This window comes from Pseudarthrobacter sp. NPDC080039, assembly GCF_040702335.1.
Classification (GTDB): Bacteria; Actinomycetota; Actinomycetes; order Actinomycetales; family Micrococcaceae; genus Arthrobacter; species Arthrobacter enclensis_A.
The window spans coordinates 221,682-236,491 of the sequence record NZ_JBFBKY010000005.1 but is presented as its reverse complement, the minus strand read 5'-3'; the positions used below and the strand labels follow the sequence as shown (position 1 = coordinate 236,491).

The 14,810-nt window shown below is 66.4% G+C and carries 15 protein-coding genes and 1 pseudogene; 8 read left to right on the top strand and 8 right to left on the bottom strand.

Features of this window, described 5'->3' with window-relative positions:
* Positions 1-22 precede the first annotated feature (22 nt).
* Positions 23-1,504 (top strand): APC family permease, encoded by a 1,482-nt coding sequence (locus AB0313_RS08690; protein ID WP_141945440.1) that lies wholly within the window; start codon positions 23-25, stop codon positions 1,502-1,504.
* On the opposite strand, the gene AB0313_RS08685 is transcribed toward AB0313_RS08690, so the two are convergent.
* The gene (locus AB0313_RS08685; RefSeq protein WP_366304890.1) at positions 1,491-2,144 is read right to left on the bottom strand and encodes an AmiS/UreI family transporter; all 654 of its coding nucleotides are present in this window, start codon (positions 2,142-2,144) and stop codon (positions 1,491-1,493) included. The two genes, AB0313_RS08690 and AB0313_RS08685, sit on opposite strands and share 14 nt — an antisense overlap.
* A 144-nt stretch (positions 2,145-2,288) precedes the next feature.
* Entirely contained in the window at positions 2,289-3,248 is a 960-nt protein-coding gene (locus AB0313_RS08680; RefSeq protein ID WP_141945444.1) for a helix-turn-helix domain-containing protein, read from the bottom strand.
* Between the two features lie 168 nt (positions 3,249-3,416).
* Here AB0313_RS08680 and AB0313_RS08675 point away from each other — a divergent pair, with 168 nt between their 5' ends.
* Complete coding sequence (locus AB0313_RS08675; protein WP_141945446.1) at positions 3,417-4,091, top strand: DUF1345 domain-containing protein; 675 nt, start codon at positions 3,417-3,419, stop codon at positions 4,089-4,091.
* A 54-nt stretch (positions 4,092-4,145) separates the two neighbouring features.
* Entirely contained in the window at positions 4,146-4,553 is a 408-nt protein-coding gene (locus AB0313_RS08670; RefSeq protein ID WP_366304887.1) for a DUF1003 domain-containing protein, read from the top strand.
* Between the two features lie 55 nt (positions 4,554-4,608).
* Here AB0313_RS08670 and AB0313_RS08665 read toward each other — a convergent pair whose 3' ends face one another.
* Together AB0313_RS08665 and AB0313_RS08660 are read right to left on the bottom strand one after the other, a co-directional pair.
* The gene (locus AB0313_RS08665) at positions 4,609-4,785 is read right to left on the bottom strand and encodes a CsbD family protein (protein WP_141945450.1); all 177 of its coding nucleotides are present in this window, start codon (positions 4,783-4,785) and stop codon (positions 4,609-4,611) included.
* A gap of 60 nt (positions 4,786-4,845) precedes the next feature.
* The gene (locus AB0313_RS08660) at positions 4,846-5,475 is read right to left on the bottom strand and encodes a TetR/AcrR family transcriptional regulator (RefSeq protein WP_141946728.1); all 630 of its coding nucleotides are present in this window, start codon (positions 5,473-5,475) and stop codon (positions 4,846-4,848) included.
* A gap of 120 nt (positions 5,476-5,595) precedes the next feature.
* On the opposite strand from AB0313_RS08660, the gene AB0313_RS08655 reads away from it, so the two are divergent.
* Both AB0313_RS08655 and AB0313_RS08650 read left to right on the top strand, forming a co-directional pair.
* Positions 5,596-7,536: a primary-amine oxidase gene (locus AB0313_RS08655; protein WP_366304885.1), complete on the top strand. Its 1,941-nt coding sequence runs from the start codon at positions 5,596-5,598 to the stop codon at positions 7,534-7,536.
* Positions 7,523-7,987 carry a hypothetical protein gene (locus tag AB0313_RS08650; RefSeq protein WP_366304883.1) on the top strand — a complete coding sequence of 155 codons (465 nt, stop codon included), beginning with the start codon at positions 7,523-7,525 and terminating at the stop codon, positions 7,985-7,987. Before AB0313_RS08655 ends, AB0313_RS08650 begins: the two co-directional genes overlap by 14 nt.
* A 10-nt stretch (positions 7,988-7,997) precedes the next feature.
* On the opposite strand, the gene AB0313_RS08645 is transcribed toward AB0313_RS08650, so the two are convergent.
* From AB0313_RS08645 to AB0313_RS08630, 4 genes and pseudogenes are all read right to left on the bottom strand, one after another.
* Positions 7,998-8,984, bottom strand: a complete 987-nt coding sequence (locus AB0313_RS08645; RefSeq protein WP_366304881.1) for an NAD(P)-dependent oxidoreductase — start codon at positions 8,982-8,984, stop codon at positions 7,998-8,000.
* 103 nt (positions 8,985-9,087) lie between these two features.
* On the bottom strand, positions 9,088-9,462 hold the full coding sequence (locus AB0313_RS08640) for a cupin domain-containing protein (protein WP_141945458.1): 375 nt from the start codon (positions 9,460-9,462) through the stop codon (positions 9,088-9,090).
* A gap of 145 nt (positions 9,463-9,607) precedes the next feature.
* Positions 9,608-10,368: pseudogene (locus AB0313_RS08635) on the bottom strand (ThuA domain-containing protein).
* Entirely contained in the window at positions 10,365-11,498 is a 1,134-nt protein-coding gene (locus AB0313_RS08630) for a Gfo/Idh/MocA family oxidoreductase (RefSeq protein WP_366304879.1), read from the bottom strand. Before AB0313_RS08630 ends, AB0313_RS08635 begins: the two are co-directional and overlap by 4 nt.
* Positions 11,499-11,763: 265 nt before the next feature.
* Between AB0313_RS08630 and glnT the strand changes: the two genes are divergently transcribed.
* From glnT to AB0313_RS08615, 3 genes are read left to right on the top strand one after another with little or no spacing between them, the layout of a single operon-like run.
* The gene (gene glnT, locus AB0313_RS08625) at positions 11,764-13,164 is read left to right on the top strand and encodes a type III glutamate--ammonia ligase (protein ID WP_366304878.1); all 1,401 of its coding nucleotides are present in this window, start codon (positions 11,764-11,766) and stop codon (positions 13,162-13,164) included.
* Between the two features lie 26 nt (positions 13,165-13,190).
* Positions 13,191-14,099 (top strand): glutamine amidotransferase, encoded by a 909-nt coding sequence (locus AB0313_RS08620; RefSeq protein ID WP_366304876.1) that lies wholly within the window; start codon positions 13,191-13,193, stop codon positions 14,097-14,099.
* Positions 14,087-14,809, top strand: coding sequence for a protein glxC (locus AB0313_RS08615; protein ID WP_366304874.1), 723 nt, complete (start codon positions 14,087-14,089; stop codon positions 14,807-14,809). The genes AB0313_RS08620 and AB0313_RS08615 overlap by 13 nt, the downstream gene beginning before the upstream one ends.
* Position 14,810: the final 1 nt, after the last annotated feature.

Genomic DNA, 14,810 nt, shown 5'->3' with positions numbered 1-14,810 from the left:
CATGACCGTTAAGAAGGATCAAATGAGTATTTCGAATTCCGAACCCCGGACCACTGACGCTCCGGCCAAGGAGCACTCAACTGCCCTCCGTGCCGGCAGCATCGGCGTCCTTGGCATCCTCTTCTTCGTCCTCTCGGCCCAGGCGCCCCTGACGGGTATTGTGGGCGCCTCGCCGCTGGCCGCAGCCCTGGGCAACGGGGCCGGCGCCCCCGGCGCCTACCTCATCGTGGGCATCGTCATCGTGATCTTCGCCGTTGGCTTCGTGGCCATGAGCCGCAGGATCCAGGCCAACGGCGCGTTTTACGCCTACGTCACCGCGGCCTTTGGCAGGAAGACCGGCGCCGGGGCTGCGTGGCTGGCCCTGCTTGCATACAACACTGTACAGGCCGCGATGTACGGCCTGTACGGTGCAGCCTTCTCCGGGCTGCTCGCCTCCGTCGGGCTTGAAGTCCCGTGGTGGCTGCTGGCAGTGGCCACCATGGCCGGCGTCCAGGTGCTCGGCTCGCTGAACATCGAACTCGGCGCCCGCGTCCTGGCCCTCCTGGTGGGTCTCGAGGTGGCCATCCTCCTGCTGTTCGGCTTCACGGTCCTGTTCAGCGGCGGTGGTCCCGAAGGCATCAGCGTGGCCGCGTCCTTCTCGCCCGAAGCCATCGGCGCCGGGGCGCCCGGCGTGGCCATCATGTTCGCCGTGGCCTCCATGTTCGGCTTCGAATCCACCGCCATCTACTCGGCTGAGGCCAAGGACCCGCACCGCACGGTTGCCCGGGCCACCTACCTGTCTGTCGGCGTCATCTCCATCTTCTTCTCCTTCATCTCCTGGATGCTGGTCAGCTACTATGGCCCGTCCCGGGTGATGGATGCCGCCGGCGCTGCCCTCCAGTCAGGGGACGCAACCTCCTTCGTCCTGGGACCCCTGGTTGAACTTTTCGGCCCCTGGGCCGGCATTGTGGCGGGCATCCTGCTGGTCACTTCACTGCTGGCCGGGATCATCGCGTTCCACAACGGCATTAACCGCTACCTGCACTCCCTGGCCCTGCGCGGTTCCATGCCCGCAGTCCTGGCCCGGACCAACCGGCACCGCGCACCTGCCGTTGCTGCCTGGGTCCAGTCCGCAACCGCCGTCGTCCTGGTGCTTCCGTTCGCCATCCTTGCCATGGACCCGGTCCTGACCCTTTTCTCCTGGTTCAGCGGCCTGGCCGTGGCCGCCCTGCTGGTGCTGTATATGCTGTGCTCGGTGGCCGTGGTCAGCTTCTTCCGCCGCGAACGGGAAGGGGCCAAGCTGTGGCAGACGCGCATTGCGCCTGTCCTGGCCACCGTGCTGCTCGCCTGGGTCCTGTCCCTGGTGGTCAGCAACTTCACGGCCCTGATCGGAGGCAGCGCCGAGACGGCCATCGCACTCCTGGCGGCCGTTCCGGTGGTCTTCCTGGCCGGGCTGCTGGTCGAGTCGGGGATCGAGCGCCGGCACCACGTCGCCGCCGGCAGGCCTGTGCTCAGCCGGCCGTAAGGCGCTCCGGCCCTACTGCCTGCCCCTCAACGCTTATACCGGCCCGGCGCGGACCATCATGTCCGCGCCGGGCCAGCGCGCGTGCTGCCACGAAGAGTCCTGCCAGGAGCACAGCCGCCACCAGCGCTGCCAAGGAGGTGCGGGGCCACAGGCCAGCCAGGCCCAGGAAAGCCGGGACCGTGGCGGTCACCTGGCTGGCAAGGACCAGGGCCCAACCCGTGAACGGTTTCAGCCGCACGGCACCCATAACGTTGGAGGCAAACAAAAGCCCCCACAGGACCGCCCAGCAGACCCAAAGGACGGCGAGCAGCGGGTCGACGGCGAGCCACGCCGCGGCCAGCAGAAGGCCAACGAATGCCACCATGCCGCAGAACCACCCGAGCCCCCTGGAGCCCAGCCCCAACAGGACGTCCATTCCGCCATACACGTATGTCAGCCCGAACAGGAACATGCCCGCGGCGGTCATCAGCGCTTCCGGACCATTCCCGGCTGCGGAGAGATGCACGACGCCGAGCACCAACTGGGTCCCGCCCAGCACCAGGCTGAAGGCGGCAGCGTCACGGCGGGGGAGATGCCCCAGGCCAGCCAGGCCGTTGACCAGCAGTGCGGCGCCCGAGAGGAGCAGGCACACGTAGGGCATCAGGACGCCCCCCGGTTGCTGAAAAGAACCCCCGCGGTTATCGCTTGGTGGAATAGCGCTATCACAATACGGATTTTAGCCGGGAGCGCCCCCGGCGCCTACTGCCCCTCAGTCGCAATCCGATAGCTTGTGTGAGGTCCTGCGCTAGCTGCCCCTGCGCCACTCCGTGGGTGAGATGCCGAAAGCATCCCGGAAAGTCCGGCTGAAATGCGCCGCATCCAGGAATCCCCAGCGGGCAGCCACCGTGCCGACGGACTGCCCGGCATGCAACGGGTCCCGGAGGTCGCGGCGGGCGCCCTCAAGCCGCTGGGTCCGGATCCAGCTGGCCACGGTGCTTCCCGACTCGTGGAAGACATTGTGCAGGTGCCGGGTGGAGATGAAGTGGGCCGCGGCGATACTCGCGGGGGACAGCATCGGATCGGCGAGGTTAGCCTCAATGTACTCGCGGATCGAGACTGCCAGCAGCGCCTGCGGCTTCATCCGGTCCGGGGTGATGTCCATTTCGGCGTGCAGCATGGTGGACACCAGGTCCAGGGCGTTGGTGGCAAGCCTGGCGCCACTGGGTCCGTTCAGGACGTCCAGGTTTGACGAGAGCTGCCGGATGAACTGTCCTACGATCCCGCTGAGGCCTCCGCTTCCCAGGCGTACCGCTGCGAGCTGTCCCACGTAATCCGGGGGCAGGGACAGGGTGTCGCAGGGGAACATCAGGACCATGATCCTGGTGTTCTCTTCAAAGGCGAGCGTGTAGGGCCGGTTGGTGTCGTAGATGGCCAGGTCACCGGGCTGCAGGACCGCTTCGCGGTTGTCCTGGATCAGCAGCCCTGTGCCCTCCAGTTGCAGGTTCAATTTGAAGTAGCGCTCGTGGGCCTGGGCGATCAGGGCTGGAGTGCGGTGGACCTCGTGCGAGCTGGCGGTCACTTCCACGATGGACATCCGGTCCAGCACCCGGGAGCGCATCCGGCCCTGGAAGCCGTCAACATCGACCGTCCGGGCTGTGAGGGGAACAAACGATTCCGCCACCAGGTGCTTCCAGTGGTCAAATGACGTGGCAACGCTGGAGGTGACGTCCCGGCGCTGGGCCTGGGCGGGTGTAGCTGCTGGCATGATGTTCCTCGCGACGGACGGCCACTCGACGACTTCCCCCGGTTCTGTGTCCTGCGACACAATGCATTCAGGCTAACGCTGGCGGAATCTTTTTTCAACGGTTGGCGAAAATAAAAAGTCCTTCTTTTCTTCCAGCCAAGTCCAAGGCTCCCGTGGAAAAATCGGCCAATGAACTCCATGCCGGTCGCCGTGGACCACCATCGGAACTTCAACTCCCGCGCGCACCACTCGCGGCTTCGGATGATCGTAATGCTTGCCGTCGGGCTCCTCGCCGCCCTGGCCACCGGCTCGCTGGGAAACTGGGCCTATGCCCCGGCCCTTGGCTGGGCCGCCGCCTCGGCCACCTACCTCATCTGGGTGTGGAGCGTCATCGGCCGCCTGGGCCCTGCAGCAACGGCTGCCCACGCCAGGAGGGAAGACCCCGGCCGGGTGTTCTCGGACGCCCTGGTCCTCACTGCCACGATGGCCAGCTTCGCGGGCGTAGCCCTTATCCTGCTTGATGCCTCCAACGAGCAGGGAGGCGCCAAGGACGCTACTGTGGCCATGGCCCTGGGCAGCATCGCCCTTTCATGGTTCCTGGTGCACACCCTGTTCACCCTCCGGTATGCCGCCATCTACTACCGGGACGGGACGGGCGTCGACTTCAATGAGGAGGGCCAGCCCCGCTACTCGGACTTCGCGTACCTGGCCTTCACCGTCGGGATGACATTCCAGGTATCGGACACCGACCTCAAGACCAACGCCATCCGTGCCACGGTGCTGCGGCAGGCGCTCCTGTCCTACCTCCTGGGGGCCATCGTCCTGGCCACCACCATCAACCTGGTGTCCGGACTCATCCACTAGGCGCGCCGAACAGTCGGTGGTGCCGGTGCGCCGGCGGAAGCCTATTCTGGGCGCATGGTTGACATGAGAGTTAATTGGCATCGGCGGCACAAAGAGGGCCTGACCGCTGGCGACAGGGCCGCGGACACCCTGCGCAACGGTATGGGCAGCTGGCCCTTCGTGGGCATCTTCATCGGGTTCATGGCACTGTGGGCCGCGGTAAATTCCTACGTCCTGGCGAACAGTGCCTGGGACCCCTACCCCTACATCCTGCTGAATCTGTTCCTGTCCATGCTGGCCGGGCTGCAGGGTGCCATCCTGCTGATTGCCGCAAAGCGCCAGGACGCCATTGCCTCGGCAATGGCCCAGCATGACTACGAAACGGATGTCCGGGCCGCCGCGCAGGTGGAAATGCTCATGAATATGAATGCCGAGCAGCTGAAGCTGCTGCAGGAACTGCGGGAGATGAGGGACAAGTCCTAAGAAACGCCAATGGGTGCAACTCCATGCGGAGTCGCACCCATTCTTGCGGCGTCGATTAGTCCTTCTTGAAGGCGTCCTTGACGTTCTCGCCCGCCTGCTTCAGGTCCGATTTGGCCTGGTCTGCCTGGCCTTCGGCCTTCAGGCTCTCATCGCCCGTAGCGCTGCCGGCAGCTTCTTTGCCCTTGCCGCCAAGCTTCTCTGCTGCATTGCCGATCTTGTCATCCAAACCCATGGAGCTGCTCCTTACAATTGGTGCTCTCCCTGGCCAACGCCAGAGCCTGACCCCTCCATACTAAGCATGCTTTCCACTTTGGCGCCCATCCGCCGTCGTATTTTTGCCCAACAGGGCCAAGTAGCCCTCCAGTTGTTCCGCGTGGCCAAAGTCCGTGTGGCCCTCCGCCGCAAGGGCGGCCTCGATCTGGGCTCCGAGCAGCATATTCAGCAGCTGGCCGGCAAGGATTGAATCGTCGACGGCGGCACGGACGTCGCCGCTGTCCCTCGCCTCTGCGAGGAAGCGGCGGATCGCAGCCAGCCACTCATCCATGGACTGCTGGTGGATGGCGGCCTTCTGTGGATCGTTGACCGCCTTCTGCCAGAAGGGGATGACGATCCGCGCCTCGTTGATGCGCTCCTCGTCCAGGGGAAGGACCTCCAGGCAGAAGGCCCGCAGGGCGTCGACTCCGGACTTGCCCTTGGTGACTTGGGCAATCCGCTGGTTGGTCCGGTTGAAGACGTGGCCAAAGGCGAATTCCAGCAGCGTGTCCTTGGTGGGGAAGTAGGGCTTCAGTGCGCCGTTGGCAAAGCCGGCCTCCATGGCAATCTCCCGCATGGTGGCACTTTCCAGGCCATGCCGGGCGATGATCCGCCACGTCGCGTCCACGAGTTCCAAGCGGCGCTCGTCATGGTCAACAATCTTCGGCACCGCGGCCACTCCCCGGAAATATTTGCTCAAGCCCTTGTGAGCCATCTTACTTAAAGCTTATTCTCTACAACTATAGAAAATAAACCAGTGGCCGGACACGGCCCGGACAAAGGTTCTCCCATGACTCTTGCACCCACCGAAACCGCCTCAGCCTTCCGCCTGGCCTCCGCGGAGGAAATCCTGGACGTCCGCTCCATCCTGCAGTCGGCAGGCCACCTGGGCCCCGGGCATCGGATCGCCTATCTCGGGCTGTTGGACCCGTCCCGGGAAGCGGACCCGCAGGCGGCGGACCGCCGGTTCCGGGCCTTCATCCACGACGTCTCCGGGGCTGCGCCGCGCGACGTGGTGGTCTCCACCACGCAGCAGAAAGTGCTCTCCGCCGTCGAACTCGACACTGCCATGACCGGCGAACTCCCGGTCCTGGAGGAGGAGTTCGAGGTGGTGGAGTCGCTTCTGGCCACCGATGAGCGCTGGCTCGCCGCGCTTGCTGCGCGGGGCCTCCAGGTCGAAAAGGTCCGTGTTGCCCCGCTGTCGGCGGGCGTCTTCGAGTACACGGAGGAGAAGGGACGCCGCATCCTGCGTGGGCTCGCGTTCGTCCAGGACTTCCCGGAAGACAGTGCGTGGGCACATCCGGTGGACGGCCTGGTGGCCTATGTGGATGTGGTCAGCAAGGACGTCACCCAGGTGATCGACCTCGGCGCCATGCCCATCCCGGCCGAGCACGGCAACTACACCGATCCCGAACTGACCGGCCCGGTACGCCAAACCCAGAAGCCCATCAGCATCACCCAGCCGCAGGGGCCGAGCTTCACCGTCACGGGCGGCAACCATGTGGAGTGGGAAAAGTGGAGCGTGGACGTGGGGTTCGATGTCCGCGAAGGGGTGGTCCTGCACAACCTGGCTTTCCAGGACGGCGGCCGGAAGCGGCCCATCATCAACCGCGCGTCCATTGCCGAAATGGTGGTGCCCTACGGCGACCCGTCACCCATCCGGTCCTGGCAGAACTACTTCGACACCGGTGAATACCTGGTGGGCCAGTACGCCAACTCGCTGGAGCTCGGGTGCGATTGCCTTGGCGAGATCACGTACCTGAGCCCGGTGATCAGCGACGCGTTCGGCAACCCGCGGGAGATCCGCAACGGCATCTGCATGCACGAGGAGGACTGGAGCATCCTCTCCAAGCACTCCGATCTGTGGAGCGGCGTCACCTACACCCGCCGCAACCGCCGCCTGGTGATCTCCTTCTTCACCACCATTGGCAACTACGACTACGGCTTCTACTGGTACCTCTACCTTGACGGCACCATCGAGTTCGAAGCCAAGGCAACCGGCATCGTCTTCACCTCGGCGTTCCCCGAGGGCGGCTCGGACAACATCTCCCAGCTCGCCCCGGGCCTGGGCGCGCCCTTCCACCAGCACCTTTTCAGCGCCCGGCTGGACATGGCCATCGACGGGTTCACGAACCGGGTGGAGGAAGAGGACGTGGTCCGGCAGGCAATGGGGCCCGGCAATGAACGAGGCAACGCCTTCTCCCGCAAGCGCAACCTGCTGGCCCGGGAATCGGAAGCCGTCCGGGAAGCCGACGCAAGGGCCGGGCGTACCTGGATCATCTCCAACCCGGAATCACGCAACCGACTGGGCGAGCCCGTGGGCTACAAGCTCCACTCGCACAACCAGCCCACGCTGCTGGCGGACCCGGGCTCCTCCATTGCCCGACGTGCCGCCTTTGCCACCAAGGACCTGTGGGTCACCCGGTACGCCGAGGACGAGAAGTACCCCACAGGCGACTTCGTCAACCAGCACGCCGGTGGCGCGGGGCTGCCCGCCTACGTGGCGCAGGACCGGGACATCGACGGCCAGGACATCGTCGTGTGGCACACATTCGGCCTGACCCACTTCCCGCGGATGGAGGACTGGCCGATCATGCCGGTGGACACGGTGGGCTTCAAACTGCGGCCCGAGGGCTTCTTCGACCGCAGCCCGGTCCTGGACGTGCCCGCCAACCCCAACCAGCAGGCGTCGTCCTGCCACAGTGAGGGCGGCAGCGGTGGCTGCCACTAGCCTCGCTGCAGCCACGGCGGGGAGTACGACGGCGGCAGGACGGTTCCGTGCCAACGGTCCGGTCCTGCATCCCCGGCTGGTCGCCGTGGTCACCGCCGTTTCCTGCGCGGCCCACGTGTGGCTGGCCGTGTCCGGTCACCACGCAGTATGGCTGGGCGTCCTGATGGTGGCCCTCGCCGCCGTCTGTCTTCCGTGCACCGTCCATATCTGGCGGCACAGCCGGGCAGGCGCCCTGCGCCAGGTCACCACTGCCGCCGTAGCCATGGCCGCACTGCACGCCGTCCTGCTGCTCGGCGGTGGTGCCGGGCACGTACATGGCGGCGCATCGACGTCGTCAGCTGTTGCCGGCCCGGGAGAAAGCGCACAGCTGCTGCTGGTGATCGGCGTGGAACTGGCGACGGCGCTGCTCGCCGCCACTCTGGTGGCGCGGGTCAGGCGGCTGGCTGTGTAGGTCCGCCGGATCAGCCGGCGGGGACTCCCAAGGCGCGGGCGACGTGCAGCTGTTCGTGCTCGACAAGCCATTGGATGGATTCGAAGATGGCCTGCTCGGGCTCGTACCGCGGCGCATAGCCCAGCACCGTGGCGGCCTTGTCGATGCTGAAGCACTGGCTCCGATAGAGGTGGCCCCAGCTCGATTCCGCGTACTCCCTGGAGGTGTCCTCGCGGAACCGCTCCCAGGAAACAGTCTCCAGCACGGCGGCGTGCCCAAACCAGGCCGCCGCAATGTCTGCGTAGCCGCGGACCGTGAGGGCCGTGGGCGCGACAATGTTGAAGTCCTCACCGGTTGCCGCGTCCCGCCGCGCGATGGCCTTTTCGAAGGCCTGGGCTACGTCGTCGGCGTGAACGTGGTGCATCAGCTCCGCACCGCTGCCGGGAACCCGGAGGGGCTGGCCGGCGGAGATGGTCTGCCAGACGCGGGGGTCGAGGTTTCCCAGTGGGCCGATGGGGTGCCATCCCGGGCCTACGATGTGGCCCGGGTGCAGGGTGGTGGTGGGCGGGCCGCCCTGCGCCGTTTCCTCCTTCAGCATCAGGGCGATCCTGTTCTTCTGGATTCCATACTCGCCAAACGGCGCAGCAGCCGAGTCTGATCCCTCCCTGATGGGCAGCTTGAGGCTGTGCCCGTAGCGCCAGACGGAGCCGCAGTGCAGCAGGTGGCCCACCTCCCCGCGCAGCCGCTGAACCAGCGACATTGCCGAGTCCAGGGTGAAGCAAACCAGGTCCACCACGGCGTCGGGCTTCAGCGCTGCCACCCGGTCCCCGAAGGTCCCGCCCCTGTCTTCCGCCTCCCGATCTGCGGTGACGTGGTGCACCTGCTGCCATTCCGGGGCGTCCGTGTAGGGCTTGCTGGTGCCGCGGCTGATGTTGGTGACGTCGTGGCCCGCCCGGACCAGCCGGGGGGCCAGGAACGAACCGATGTGGCCGCTGCCGCCGATGACGGTGACTCTCATTGCTCTCCGATCGTTGTGTCCCCTCAACCGTAGGGCCGCGGCAGCGGGAAAGGGAGGCCCTTGCGGACCTCCCTTTCCTGGTTCTTGGCGCTGAACCCCAAGGTCAGGCGGGCTTCGCGTACTCGGCCGCACTCATGACTTCATAGCCAACGAACGTCTCGTCGTTTTCCACCCAGGCGTCGTGGCCGGCAGGAATTGAGTAGGCGTCCCCCGCGTGGATGGTCTTCCGGGTTCCGTCGGTCAGTTCAACCGTGAGGGTTCCGGCCGTGCAGAAGCCGAGGTGGTTGTTCTGGCAGCTGTCGGTGTGGACGACGGTTTTGACTGTCTCGGACCACCGCCAGCCGGGCTCGAAGGTGAACCGGCCAAGCGTGGCGCCGCCAATGTTGACCACATCCACCTGCGTCTTGGGCGGGCGGCGCTTTTCGTCGGGTTCGTTGAAGGATTTGGATTCGAGGTTCGTGACCGTTACTGCAGGCATTGCTGGCTCCTGAAAAGGAGTGGTTATTGAGTTCGTCCAGGGTGGGGCCCCGGGAGAATAGGGCCGGCAGGGTGGGTGGTGCCCCTACAGAACCTGCCGAACCCCGCATGCGACGATCTCAATCTGCTCCCAGGCGCAGTGCATGTCAATGATGCTTTTCTTCCTGGAACCATTCCCGCGGAGGGTTGCTGACGCTTGGGGCCGAGCGGTCCAGGCCGGGCTGCGCGGCCCAGCGTACCCCGTTCGCCAGGACCCGCTGGATCTGCGGATGGTGGTACACGGGGTACTCCTGGTCGCCGGGGCTGAAGTAGAAGATGCGGCCCTTGCCGCGGGTGAACGTGACACCGGACCGGAACACCTCGCCCCCGGCGAAGGAGCTGATGAAGATCAGGTCGTCAGGGTCAGGAACGTCGAACAGTTCCCCGTACATCTCCTGTTCCGGGATGACGATGGGGCTGTCCACGCCTTCGGCGATGGGGTGCGAGGGTTTCACGGTCCACACCAGCTCCCGCTGGCCGTCGTTCCGCCACGCCAGCGAGCAGCTGGTGCCCAGCAGTTTGGTGAAGATCTTCGAAAAGTGCCCGGAGTGGAGCACGATCAGCCCATCCCGCCCAGCACGTGGCGGTGGATGCGCTCGACGACGGCGTCGCCCACCTCGGCGTGCGCCACATGGCCCCACCAGAGCAGGACGTCCGTCTGGGCGAGCACCTCCTCACCCAGTCCGTGCTCGTCATCGGTGGCGAGGACCGCCGTCGTGATGTCCGCGTCCGGAAGGTGGGAGCGAAGCCCTGCAGCGATGGCTCCATGGATGCCGTCAGGGTACATATCCCCGATGTGGGGCGGCTGGTTGTTGGCCTCGTGGACGCCCTCATTCCAGACCAGGATCCTGGGTTTGCCGTTTGTCACAGCCGAACCTCCCTTTGCTCCACAGCCGACTGGTAGCACGCGTCGATGATCTGTGCCCGGTAGAACGCCAGGGATCCGTCATGCCTGGCCCATTCCGGTGGGCCACCGCGGACTGCGGTGACAAAATCCTCCACCACCGCATCATGCGCACGGCCCGGCAGGACAGGGGGCAGGTAGTCCGCGGATTCACCATCCCGGTCGGTGAACACCCGCAGCTGGCCCACCGGGGGGAATGGTGCCCCATGCGCCCTGAGTTCGGCTCCGCCGTCGGTCCCGTACACCGTGAAGTCCAGCTGGTCGTCCGTCTCCCGGTAGGCGGCCCAGCTGGCCTCCACCAGGAGTGTGGCGCCCCCCTCCAGCCGGAGGAACGCCGAGGCAAAGTCTTCCACTTCGAACGCGTGGCTGGACGCCTGGGCCGTGAACCGGCTTCCGCCGCCCCGTCCGCGAGGCCCCAGCTCGGAGTGGGTGGCCGCGGAAACTGCCACCACCTTGGGCTCGCCCAGGAGGTACAGGGCGAAGTCGAGCACGTGGACGCCGATGTCAGCCAGCGGGCCGCCGCCGGCCAGCTCCGGGTTGGTGAACCAACTGCCCAGCGTGGGAATGCCGGAACGCCGCAGCCACGAAGCCTTCGCATAGTAGGGCCGGCCCAGCCCGCCGCCGTCGATCACTTCCTTGAGCGCCTTGATATCGCCCCGGCGGCGGTGGTTGAAGGTAACGTCCAGGACGCGGCCGGCTTTGCGGGCAGCGTCCACCATGGCCCGGCCCTCCGCGGCGTTGCGTGCAATGGGCTTCTCGCTGAGGACGTGGATTCCCCGTTCCAGGGCGGCGATGGCGATGGGTGCATGCAGGAAGGTAGGCACTGCCACGCTCACCGCATCCAGGCCGCCGTGGTCCAGCATGTCCTGCCAGTCGGCGAAGGCATTCGGGATGGAATACTCGGCCTGCAGGGAGTTCCGGAGTTCCTGCTCCATTCCTGCCACTGAGGCAATCCGGACGCCGGGAAGGCCGGAGTAGGCCTTCAGGTGCTGCTGCCCGGCCCACCCGATGCCCACGACGCCCACCCGTAACTCCTGGTCAGGGGACTCTCCTGGCGTGGGCGGCTGCTGGCCGCGGAACTGATCGCTGGTCAAAGGGCTACCTCTTCCTTGCAGGCTGGTCCGTCGGCGTCGTCACGTGGAGCATTCTTTCCGCCCGGCCTTTGCACGCCGCCCGCGCGAACCCGCGGTTCCGTCCCGGGCGCTCCCGCAAAAGCATGCCTGGCGTGACGGATCCGTACCCGGCATTCCGCGAAACATGCAATTAACCTGCGCGCCGGACAACGGAAATGTGCTTTTGGCTAATCTGATGCAACAAGGTTTACTCTTAGCTAACACCAACCCGGACGGGAATGTTTCGATGACCAGTGTCGCAACCCCTGCTGTAACCCCCGCCCCCGGCCTTGCCGGGCAGGCGCCGTCACCGCTGGCGGAAAGCATCACCCTGGCGGACATCGCCCGGGCCCATGACGTCCGCTTCCTCCTGGCCACCTTCGTGGACATGACCGGCAAGCCCTGCGCCAAGCTGGTCCCCGTCGAAGCCGCCGGCGAACTCGAAGCAGGCGCCATGGGCTTCGCAGGCTACGCCGCCGGCCTCATCGGCCAGAAGCCGCAGGACGGGGACCTGATCGCTGTCCCCGACCTCTCCTCGTTCACCCCGGTCCCCTTCATCAGGGAGGGCCTGGCCATCATCCACTGCGACCCGCACGTGGACGGCAAACCGTGGCCCTACGCCCCGCGCGTCATCCTCAAGAATGCGCTGGCCCGCCTGGCGGACAAGGGTATGCAGGCAAAGGTCGGCGCCGAGGTGGAGTACTTCCTGGTAAAGAAGAACGACGACGGGACGCTGAGTACCGCCGATACCCGGGACGATTCGCCCCGCCCCTGCTACGACGCCCGCGGCGTCACCCGGATGTACGAACACCTCACGTCCATCAGCGACGCGATGAATTCGCTGGGATGGGGCAACTACGCCAACGACCATGAGGACGCCGCCGGCCAGTTCGAGCAGAACTTCAACTACGCGGACGCCCTCACCACCGCGGACCGGGTTGTCTCGCTCCGCTACATCCTGAACATCCTGGCCGAGCAGCGCGGGATGACGGCCACGTTCATGCCCAAGCCGTTCACGGACCGCACAGGCACCGGGCTGCACTTCCACTTGTCCCTGTGGTCGGGTGCGGATGCGCTGTTCCCGGCGGGGGAGGGAACGGACGACGACGAACGCGGCCTTGGGCTCTCCAGCCTCGCCTATTCCTTCATTGGCGGCATCCTGGACCACGCACCGGCGCTCCAGGCCTTCCTGGCTCCGACAGTCAACTCCTACAAGCGCTCCGGCGCCACCACCAGCTCCTCCGGTGCCACCTGGTCGCCGCGGAAGGCATCCTTTGGCGGCAACGACCGCACCCACATGATCCGCGTGCCGGACAGCAAGCGGATCGAGCTGCGCTCCGGCGACGGGTCGGCCAACCCGTACCTTGCCATCGCCACCGCCATCACGGCCGGCCTGGATGGGGTGGAGAAGTCCCTCGACCCGGGGCCGCCGTCCGGGCCGGGGGAGTCCAAGCCGGACGCGCACCTGCTTCCCGCCACGCTGCTGCACGCCGTTGAGGCGCTCCGGAAGGACCCCGTGATCCTGGCCAGCCTCAGCGGCGACCCCGACATCGGGACCTACTACTCGGACGCCAAAGAAGAGGAATTCCTCAGCTGGCACAACCAGGTCAGCGACTGGGAAATCCGAACCTATTTGACCTCCATCTGATCCCTGCGAAGTAAAGGACTCCCACCATGTGCGGAATCGCCGCGCTGCAGCTGCGCAATCCCTCGCTGCACCCCCAGATGGGCAGCCTGCTGTCCTCAATGCTCTGCCAGATCGTGGACCGCGGACCCGACTCCGCCGGCCTCGCCGTCTACAACACCCCCGGCCTGGTCACCCCCGGCGCGTCCACCCTGAGCCTGCTCGGCAGGGACCAGGGAATGACGACGGCGGACATCACCGCAGGCGTCGCCGCGCTCCTGCCGTCCGGTGCGGCAGCAGCCGTGCAGGTGGTGGGTGACACCACCCTGGTGAGCGCCGCGGTCGGCACCGACCTCCTGGTGAAGGCCGTCAGCGAAACCCTTCCCGCCGCCACCGTCATCGGCCGCGGCGGGCACGTTGCCGTGATGAAGAGCGTGGGCCACCCGATGGAGATCGCCGCCGAGCACGGGCTGGAAGCGATGGCCGGAAGCCAGGGCCTGTCCCACACGCGGATGGCCACCGAATCCGCCGTCACCGCCGGCGGCTCGCACCCCTTCTCCGTGGCCGACGACCTCTGCCTGGTGCACAACGGCTCCTTCTCCAACCATGCCACCGTCCGCCGTGAGCTCAAGCGCGAAGGCGTGGTGTTCGATTCCGAGAACGACACCGAGGTGGGCGCCCGCTATGTCGCCTCCCGGCTGCAGCTGGGCGACACCCTCGAAGAGGCCCTGGTGAACCTGGGCAAGGTCCTGGACGGCTTCTACACGCTGGTGGTCGCCACGGCGGACAGTATGGCCGTGGTCCGCGACCCCATCGCCTGCAAGCCCGCCATCATCGCCGAAACCAACGACTACGTGGCCATGGCCTCCGAATACCGTGCCCTGGCGGCCCTGCCCGGCATCGACAACGCCCGCATCTTTGAACCGGAACCCGGAAAGGTCTACACATGGTCACTCTGACAGCCCCCGAAGCCACTGCCCGCGCACTGGACGGCCCCACCGTCGTCGACCTCGCCGGAGCCCCGGTCCGCGACCTGAACCAGGCCCTGCACCAGGCCGCCGACGGCCAGTCCTGGACCATCACCAACCCCGGCGGCAAGCACAGCCTGGCCGTCGGCATCAACTCCGACGTCTCGGTCACCATCGAAGGCCATGCCGGCTACTACGCAGCCGGGATGCACCAAAAAGGGACAGCGAAGATCACCGGAAACGCCGGCGTCGGGCTCGCCGAGAACATCATGTCCGGCACCGTCCACGTCAAGGGCGACGCCTCCCAGTCCGCGGCCGCCACCGGCCACGGCGGCCTGGTGGTCATCGACGGCAACGCGGGCGCCCGCTGCGGGATCTCCATGAAGGGCGTGGACATCGTGGTGGGCGGCAACATCGGCCACATGTCCGCGTTCATGGCCCAGGCCGGGCGGCTGGTGGTCTGCGGCGATGCGGGTGATGCCCTGGGCGACTCCATCTACGAGGCCCGCATCTACGTCAAGGGCAGTGTCGCTTCGTTGGGCGCCGACTGCATCGAAAAGCCGCTGAAAGCCGAGCACCTGGCCGAGCTCGCGGACCTGCTGGCCGCCGCGGGCCGCACCGACAACCCGGCCGATTTCAAGCGCTACGGCTCCGCCCGGAACCTCTACCACTTCCACGTCGACAACTCGACTGCCTACTAGG

Excerpts from the sequence above, each read along its gene's own strand:
- AB0313_RS08655 (WP_366304885.1), top strand. The coding sequence starts at position 5,596 with ATGACTCTTGCACCCACCGAAACCGCCTCAGCCTTCCGCCTGGCCTCC.
- AB0313_RS08645 (WP_366304881.1), bottom strand. The coding sequence starts at position 8,984 with ATGAGAGTCACCGTCATCGGCGGCAGCGGCCACATCGGTTCGTTCCTG.
- AB0313_RS08615 (WP_366304874.1), top strand. The coding sequence starts at position 14,087 with ATGGTCACTCTGACAGCCCCCGAAGCCACTGCCCGCGCACTGGACGGC.
- AB0313_RS08640 (WP_141945458.1), bottom strand. The coding sequence starts at position 9,462 with ATGCCTGCAGTAACGGTCACGAACCTCGAATCCAAATCCTTCAACGAA.
- glnT (WP_366304878.1), top strand. The coding sequence starts at position 11,764 with ATGACCAGTGTCGCAACCCCTGCTGTAACCCCCGCCCCCGGCCTTGCC.
- AB0313_RS08670 (WP_366304887.1), top strand. The coding sequence starts at position 4,146 with ATGGTTGACATGAGAGTTAATTGGCATCGGCGGCACAAAGAGGGCCTG.
- AB0313_RS08690 (WP_141945440.1), top strand. The coding sequence starts at position 23 with ATGAGTATTTCGAATTCCGAACCCCGGACCACTGACGCTCCGGCCAAG.
- AB0313_RS08665 (WP_141945450.1), bottom strand. The coding sequence starts at position 4,785 with ATGGGTTTGGATGACAAGATCGGCAATGCAGCAGAGAAGCTTGGCGGC.
- AB0313_RS08680 (WP_141945444.1), bottom strand. The coding sequence starts at position 3,248 with ATGCCAGCAGCTACACCCGCCCAGGCCCAGCGCCGGGACGTCACCTCC.
- AB0313_RS08685 (WP_366304890.1), bottom strand. The coding sequence starts at position 2,144 with ATGCCCTACGTGTGCCTGCTCCTCTCGGGCGCCGCACTGCTGGTCAAC.
- AB0313_RS08675 (WP_141945446.1), top strand. The coding sequence starts at position 3,417 with ATGAACTCCATGCCGGTCGCCGTGGACCACCATCGGAACTTCAACTCC.
- AB0313_RS08620 (WP_366304876.1), top strand. The coding sequence starts at position 13,191 with ATGTGCGGAATCGCCGCGCTGCAGCTGCGCAATCCCTCGCTGCACCCC.